Origin of the sequence: Massilia cavernae, assembly GCF_003590855.1 — a bacterium.
In the GTDB taxonomy this organism is placed as follows: Bacteria; Pseudomonadota; Gammaproteobacteria; order Burkholderiales; family Burkholderiaceae_D; genus Telluria_A; species Telluria_A cavernae.
Window position 1 is genome coordinate 23860 of record NZ_QYUP01000072.1, and the last position, 7660, is coordinate 31519.

At 59.5% G+C, this 7660-nt stretch carries 4 protein-coding genes, 3 tRNA genes and 1 pseudogene; 1 reads left to right on the top strand and 7 read right to left on the bottom strand.

The window, feature by feature from the left end; all coding sequences use genetic code 11:
- Positions 1-204: 204 nt before the first annotated feature.
- A complete protein-coding gene (locus tag D3872_RS07265; RefSeq protein ID WP_441295138.1) occupies positions 205-1359 on the top strand; it encodes an IS110 family RNA-guided transposase in 1155 nt (384 codons plus the stop codon).
- Between the two features lie 643 nt (positions 1360-2002).
- Here the strand turns inward: D3872_RS07265 and D3872_RS07275 are convergent.
- The 7 genes and pseudogenes from D3872_RS07275 to D3872_RS07305 all read right to left on the bottom strand — a co-directional run.
- Positions 2003-3922: a SurA N-terminal domain-containing protein gene (locus tag D3872_RS07275; protein ID WP_119810155.1), complete on the bottom strand. Its 1920-nt coding sequence runs from the start codon at positions 3920-3922 to the stop codon at positions 2003-2005.
- Between the two features lie 125 nt (positions 3923-4047).
- Positions 4048-4124: transfer RNA gene (locus tag D3872_RS07280), tRNA-Asp, on the bottom strand.
- Positions 4125-4139: 15 nt separating this feature from the next.
- Positions 4140-4216: transfer RNA gene (locus D3872_RS07285), tRNA-Asp, on the bottom strand.
- 29 nt (positions 4217-4245) lie between these two features.
- Positions 4246-4321: transfer RNA gene (locus D3872_RS07290), tRNA-Val, on the bottom strand.
- Positions 4322-4372: 51 nt separating this feature from the next.
- Entirely contained in the window at positions 4373-4645 is a 273-nt protein-coding gene (gene hbs / locus D3872_RS07295; RefSeq protein WP_119810158.1) for a non-specific DNA-binding protein Hbs, read from the bottom strand.
- Between the two features lie 130 nt (positions 4646-4775).
- The gene (gene lon / locus D3872_RS07300) at positions 4776-7181 is read right to left on the bottom strand and encodes an endopeptidase La (RefSeq protein ID WP_119810156.1); all 2406 of its coding nucleotides are present in this window, start codon (positions 7179-7181) and stop codon (positions 4776-4778) included.
- A 287-nt stretch (positions 7182-7468) separates the two neighbouring features.
- Positions 7469-7660: pseudogene (locus D3872_RS07305) on the bottom strand (ATP-dependent Clp protease ATP-binding subunit ClpX); the annotation flags it as partial.

Below are 7660 nucleotides of genomic sequence, written 5' to 3' on the forward strand. Positions count from 1 at the left end.
ACATGGCGGAATGCGCCCTGCGGGCTTTTCCACCCTACGCCACTCTTTGCGTCGCGGCTCATGGCGGATGCGCCCGATGGGCTTATCCGCCCTACGCCCCTTCGATAAAACATGTAGATACTATGTATGAGGAGGGCGGGCCAGCAATAATCTCAAATTCATCCTAAAGTTAAAGTTCCACCAATATCTTTAAGGGAGAACGAGATGATGCCAGCCCGTGAAAATTATTTCACGCCTGCCGAATTGATTTTGGCAGTGTCCCTCGAACTTGCATCTAAGAAGTGGAAGATCGCCCTCCACGACGGTCAGCGCGAGAACGCCGCGATCAGGACTGTGGACGGGGAAGAACCGATGCAACGGCTGCGGCAAGTGCTTGCTGAGATCGCCCGGTGCAAGGAGAAGTGGGGGCTGCCCGAGAACGTCAGAGTGGTGGTTTTGTTCGAGGCGGGCCAGGACGGGTTCTGGATAGCGCGGGCATTGGAACAGTTCGGAGTGAAGGCCGTGATATGCGATCCGGCGAGCCTTCAGGTGGCGCGCCACGCGCGCCGGGCAAAGACTGACCGGCTGGACGCCATCGCCTTGGTGAGCGCACTGCGGGCCTGGCTGGGCGGCAAGCGAGACGCCATGCGCATCATTCGGATCCCGCCGGTGGAGGCCGAAGGGCAACGGCACCTGGCCCGCGACCGTGGCGAACTGCAGAAAGAGGTGCTGCAACACTGCGACAGGATGCGCAAGCTGCTGCGCACTGTGGGCTGCTGGACCGCCGTTGCAGGGGACTTCAAGCAGCGGCTTGAGCAAGGCAAGGTACGCTGCTACGACGGCTCCCCTTTGCCGCAGCACCTGCTGGAAAGGCTGCTGCGTGAATGCGAGCGTATGGCGCTCGTGGAGCAGCAGTACAACGAGTTGGAGAAGTCCTGGTTCAAGCAGCTGCCGGCGACGGTTCAGGACCGGGTGAGCAAGCTGCAGCGGCTCAGGGCAATCGGTGATGTGGGAAGCGAGCGTCTGGTGCTGGAACTGTTCTGGCGAAACTTCGAAAACCGAAGGCAGGTTGGCGCTGCGGTGGGTCTAGTCCCGCAGCCTTACGACAGCGGGAACAGCCATGCTGACCAGGGCATCAGCAAGCAGGGTAACCGACGCGTCCGATCGCTGCTCATCGAAATGAGCTGGTTCTGGCTACGCTACCAGCCCGAGAGTGCGATCAGCCGATGGTTTGCGGAGCGCACCGGCGGCAGCAAAAGCAAGCGCGGCCGACGGATCGCCATCGTCGCGGTGGCACGGCGCCTGGTCATCGCATTGTGGCGATATCTGGAGCATGACGTCGTGCCCGACGGGGCAAGGCTGAAGACGGCGGCCCACTGACACGTTGTTTGATTTGGTGATGATGTTGTGAGAAGGTGTCTGGCAAGGTAGTGAGCAGTTTGAAGTAGACAGGCCCGTGTTCCACCCTGGTTGCATGACAACCGCCAATAGTAGATGGGGCCTGTACGCATCACGGTCAACTTAAGCGTAAGCGCATGCAGTATCAGGCTAGGCGGCCAAGCCGTCAGCGGATAGAAGGTGGTGAGCTAAGTCTCACGTCGCAGACCGAGAGCTTCAAAATGCCATACCAGTTGCTTGGGTACCGAATCACAGAGTCATCGTGATGAAAATCCGTGGCGAGCAAGACGCACGATTGGTCGACATGGTGCAAAGGCGTAGAGCGTGCCTTTGCACCAAGCCGGACAGTGTACGGCTGTATCGCTGATGTCAAGGATTACCCCCTCTTTGACATCAGCGATACAGCCGGGAGATGGGTGGACTTGAGAGAAAAGCCCTTGACAACGTAGTGTTCATAGAAGGGCGGATAAGCCCAAGGGGCGCATTCGCCGAGCGTCATCACCATCCGTAGGCGTGGATAAGCCCATCGGGCGCAATCCGCCATGCGCACCACTAACTGATCCCACATACAAAAAGACCCGGCCATTTCCATGACCGGGTCTTTTTTGTTTCTACCGCCGGATGCTTACTTTACCGTGGTATCCGTCTCCGCCGGCTTGGCTACCAAAATCTTCGCCTTGGCTTTCTGCTTCAGCGCTTCGATGTAGCCATACATCTCCTGCTGGCCGACGGCGTTGGTGATCTGGTCGGCTTCCGATGCGCGGCGAGCCGCGTCGATGGTCGCAGGCATGGTCACCTTGCCGATGCGGTACACGCCATAACCCTGGCCCGGCAGCTCGACGCCGATGTAGGCCGGCAGCTTGCTGACGTCGGCCTTGACCACTTCAATCGCCGCCTTCGGGTTGATGGTCGGCTGCGTGGTGCGCGATACCGTCGTCGGCGCGCCGAAGCCTGCCGCGTCGCCGCTCGCCTTGGCGGCAGCGATCTTCGCATCGCCGGCCTTGCGGGCCAGCTTGACCGCTTCTTCCATCGTCACGCGCTGGCGGATCGCCGCATCGACTTCGGCCAGCGGACGCTTGGCCGCAGGCTTGTACTCGACCACGCGGCCGGCTGCCAGCGTGCCAGGAGCTACTTCAACCGCTTCGGTGTTGCGCTTGTTCTTGAGCGCGTCGTCCGAGAAGATCGCTTGCAGGAACTTGGCGTTGTTGTACGGTGCGTCGCCCAGTTCAGGCGCCGGCTTGCGCGACAGGTTGTTGACGGTCTGGACGGTCAGTTTCAGCTTGTCGGCGACCGGCTTCAGGCTGTCGGCCTGCTCGTACACGGTGTCGTTGAATACTTCGGCCAGTTCCGAGAACTTCTTCGACATCTTGCCCTTCTTCAGTTCTGCCGCGATCTCGCCCTTCACTTCGTCCAGCGGCTTGATGGCGGCCGGGGTCACGTTGGTGACGGTGATGATGTGGTAGCCGAACTCGGATTCGACCAGGTTGCCGATCTCGCCCTGCTTGAGCTTGTAGATGGCTTCTTCGACCGACGGTACGAAGGCGCCCTTCTCCACAACGCCCAGGTCGCCGCCCATTTCGGCGGAGCCGGGATCCTGGGACTTGGCTTTGGCGATGGCCGCGAACTGCGCAGGCGCGCCGCGTACTTCGGCCAGGATCGCTTCGGCTTTCTGCTTGGCGGTGGCCTTGTCGGCCGCGCTGGCGCTCTTTGGCGCGTTCACCAGGATGTGGCTGGCGGTGCGCTTCTCGGTGCTGGCGTAGCGCTTCTGGTTCTTGGTGTAGAAGTCCGACACTTCGGCGTCGCTGACGCTGACCTGGCCTTCGACCGCGGCCGCGTCCAGCACGACGTATTCGACCTTGACCTGTTCCGGCACCTGGAACAGCGTGGCGTTCTTGTCGTAGAAGGCCTTGACCATGTCGTCGGTGACCTTGACCTGCGCGATGTAGTCGGCGACCGGGAACACCAGTTCCTGCACTTCGCGTTGCTGGTCGTTGATGTCCGACAGGCGCTTGGCCACGGTGCGCGGCGCGATGGCGCTGGCCTGCACTGCGTTGTTCAGCTGCTGCAGCGCCATGTCGCGGCGCATGCGGGCGTCGAACATCGCCGGCGACATGCCTTGCGATGCCAGCACGGATTTGTACTGCTCCATGTCAAACTTGCCGTCGGCGCTCTTGAACGAGTCGATGCCTGCGATGGTCTGGGCCAGCGTGGCGTCGTTGACGGTCAGGTGATTGCGTTTGATTTCCGCGTCGAGCGCGCGCTCGGCAACCAGGTTGTCGAGGATGGCCTGGCGTGCCTCAGGCGTTTCGAACGCCTTCTGGTCGAACTGCGGGCCCATCATCTGGCGGTAGCGATCCATCTGCTGGCGCTGCGCTTCTTCCCATTCCTGCTGCGTGATCTTCTTGCCGTCCACGTTGGCGACCGCGTTGGCGTTGTCGCCACCGCTTTGATAGCTGCTGACACCGACCAGTACGAACGACGGGACGATCAGCAGCATCAGGAAGATCTGCATCAGGCGTTTGTGAGTGCGAATAAATTCAAACATGGATCAGCCACTTCGAAATTAAGGTAAATGCAACATGCACATAGAAAAAAAGGCGAACTCGCGTTCGCCTTTTTCTTTTTCCGGCGGAGCTGCCCTAGCAGGACAACCCATCCTTATCCAATTCTTGGCGGAGTGGACGGGGCTCGAACCCGCGACCCCCGGCGTGACAGGCCGGTATTCTAACCAACTGAACTACCACTCCTAACTGTGTGTTTTTTGGCGGAGCGGACGGGACTCGAACCCGCGACCCCCGGCGTGACAGGCCGGTATTCTAACCAACTGAACTACCGCTCCAAAAAACACGATTACAACTCTATACCTGGTGGTGGGCGCTGAGAGGGTCGAACTCCCGACCTAAGCCTTGTAAGGGCTCCGCTCTACCAACTGAGCTAAGCGCCCGTCCCAAACTACTCCAAATATACCCGGCGTTTGTCACAACGCCGAAGGCCATTAGTTTACTGCATCTTTCAGCGCTTTGCCAGCTTTAAATTTAGGAACCTTCTGCGCTTCGATTTTGATGGCTTCCTTGGTGCGCGGATTGCGGCCGGTACGGGCCGCGCGCTCGCCTACCGAGAAGGTGCCGAAGCCGACCAGGGTGACGGTGTCGTTCTTCTGCAGGCTGGTGGTGACCGCTTCGATCATGGCATCGAGTGCACGTGTGGCCGAGGCCTTGGTAATGTCGGCGGACTTGGCGATTTCTTCAATCAATTCTGTTTTATTCACATGGTCCTCGTTACTGGAAAGAAGCGCCAAAAATGCGCAGCGCGTATTAAACAAGCCACCATCTGATGTGTCAAGCCAAAAACAAACAAGCGCCTCGAGGGCGCTTGTCTGGGTTGCGCGACTAAAGGACTTAGTGCTTGACCACTTCCACCTGGCCGTCGGACTGCGAGGCGGCCGTGACGGCGACCGGGGTCGCTTCCACCACCGGCTCCGGCTGGCGTTCCAGCGCTACTTCAAGCACCTTGTCGATCCAGCGCACCGGAACGATTTCGAGCTTGTTTTTCACGTTGTCCGGAATCTCGGCGAGGTCCTTGACGTTCTGCTCGGGGATGATCACGGTCTTGATGCCACCGCGATGCGCCGCCAGCAGTTTTTCCTTCAGGCCGCCGATCGGCAGCACTTCGCCGCGCAGCGTGATCTCGCCCGTCATGGCCACGTCGGCGCGGACTGGAATGCCGGTGAATACCGACACCAGTGCGGTCGTCATGGCGATACCGGCGGACGGACCGTCCTTCGGCGTCGCGCCTTCCGGCACGTGGATGTGGATGTCGCTCTTTTCGAACACGTCGGCCTTGATGCCGAGGCGTGCCGAACGCGAACGCACCACCGTGCGCGCCGCTTCGATCGATTCCTTCATCACGTCGCCCAGCGTACCGGTGCGGATGATGGCGCCCTTGCCCGTCATTTGCACGGCTTCGATGGTCAGCAGGTCGCCGCCCACTTCGGTCCACGCAAGGCCGACCACCTGGCCGATCTGGTTTTCCTTCTCCGCCACGCCGAAGTCGTAACGGCGCACGCCCAGGAACTTGTCCAGGTTCTTCGCGTTGACGAGGACCTTCTTCTCGGTCTTCTTCAGCAGCAGCATCTTGACCACCTTGCGGCAGATCTTCGAGATTTCGCGCTCGAGAGAACGGACACCGGCTTCGCGGGTGTAGTAGCGGATGATGTCGCGCACGGCGCTTTCGTGCACCGTGATCTCTTCTTCCTTCAGGCCGTTCGCCTTGACCTGCTTCGGCAGCAGGTAGCGCTGGGCGATGCTGGTCTTCTCGTCTTCGGTGTAACCCGACAGGCGGATGACTTCCATGCGGTCCAGCAGCGCCGGCGGGATGTTGAAGGAGTTCGAGGTCGCCACGAACATCACGTCCGACAGGTCGAAGTCGACTTCGATGTAGTGGTCCGAGAACGTGTGGTTCTGTTCAGGGTCCAGCACCTCGAGCAGGGCCGACGACGGATCGCCGCGGAAGTCCGCGCCCATCTTGTCGATTTCGTCGAGCAGGAACAGCGGGTTGCGCACGCCGACTTTCGACAGCGACTGCAGCACCTTGCCCGGCATCGAGCCGATGTAGGTACGGCGGTGGCCGCGGATCTCGGCTTCGTCACGCACGCCGCCGAGCGCCATGCGCACGAACTTGCGATTGGTCGCCTTGGCGATCGACTGGCCCAGCGAGGTCTTGCCGACGCCCGGAGGACCGACGAAGCACAGGATCGGGGCCTTCAGCTTGTCGACGCGCTGCTGCACCGCGAGGTATTCCAGGATGCGTTCCTTGACCTTGTCGAGGCCGTAGTGGTCGCCCTCGAGCACTTTCTCGGCATTGACCAGGTCGTTGTTGACCTTGGACTTTTTCTTCCACGGCAGGTTGACCAGGGTGTCGATGTAGTTGCGCACGACGGTCGCCTCGGCGGACATCGGCGACATCAGCTTGAGCTTCTTGATCTCGTTGGTGGCCTTGTCCAGTGCCTCTTTCGGCATCTTGGCGGCAATCACCTTCTTTTCGAGCTCGTCGATATCGGCCCCCTCTTCGCCCTCGCCCAGTTCCTTCTGGATGGCCTTGACCTGCTCGTTCAGGTAGTACTCGCGCTGCGACTTTTCCATCTGGCGCTTGACGCGGCCGCGGATGCGCTTCTCGACCTGCAGGATGTCGAGCTCGCCTTCCAGCTGGCCGAGCAGGTGCTCGAGGCGCTTGGCGACGTTGAAGATCTCCAGGATGACCTGTTTCTGCTCGAGCTTGAGCGGCAGGTGGGCGGCGACGGTGTCGGCCAGGCGGCCGGCGTCGTCGATGCCTGCCAGCGAAGCGAGGATCTCGGGCGGGATTTTCTTGTTCAGTTTGACGTACTGGTCGAACTGCTGGACGATCGCGCGGCGCATCGCCTCGACTTCGGAGTCGTCGCCGACTTCGGAGATGATGGGCGTGATGTCCGCGATAAAGTGCGCCGGCGCATCGCTGACGTGATTGATGCGCGCACGCTGGGCACCCTCGACCAGGACCTTGACGGTGCCGTCGGGGAGCTTGAGCATTTGGAGGATGTTCGCCACGCAACCGATTTCATAGATGTCGGACGCGGATGGCTCGTCCTTTGCAGCGGCCTTCTGTGCGGCGAGCATGATGCTCTTGCCCTGCTCCATGGCGGCTTCCAGCGCCTTGATGGACTTCGGACGTCCAACGAACAGCGGGATCACCATATGCGGGAACACGACGACATCACGCAGGGGCAACAAAGGCAGCGTTGTTTGTTCGGTCAGTTTGGAAGTTGTCATGGCATACCTTATAAAAAGCGTGTATCACAATATTGGCACGTGCGCGCCAAAACACAAGACCGGAAGATTAATATTCGCGAAAATTAATTATAGCGAATCGGCATCTTCAATTAAAAAGCACCGGCCATGCCATAAAAGAATCTATTAATTCATCAAATAAAAAAGCCACTGCACAGCCTGGACTGCGAGTGGCTTTTCGATTGAAGCCTGCTTCTTTTATTGAGGTAAATTGTACCGCCAAGAATTAAGGATTCAAACCTTTTTTGTTGCGTGCATGCAGCGAAATCTTAGTTTTCGCCGGATACCTTAGGTGTTTCGCTGTAAATCAGCAAAGGTTTTGCACCATTAGTGATCGTATTTTCATCAATCACGACTTTCACCACGTTTTGCTGATTAGGCAGGTCGTACATAACATCCAGCAGGGCGTGTTCGAGAATGGAACGCAAGCCGCGCGCACCGGTTTTGCGCGCCAGTGCTTT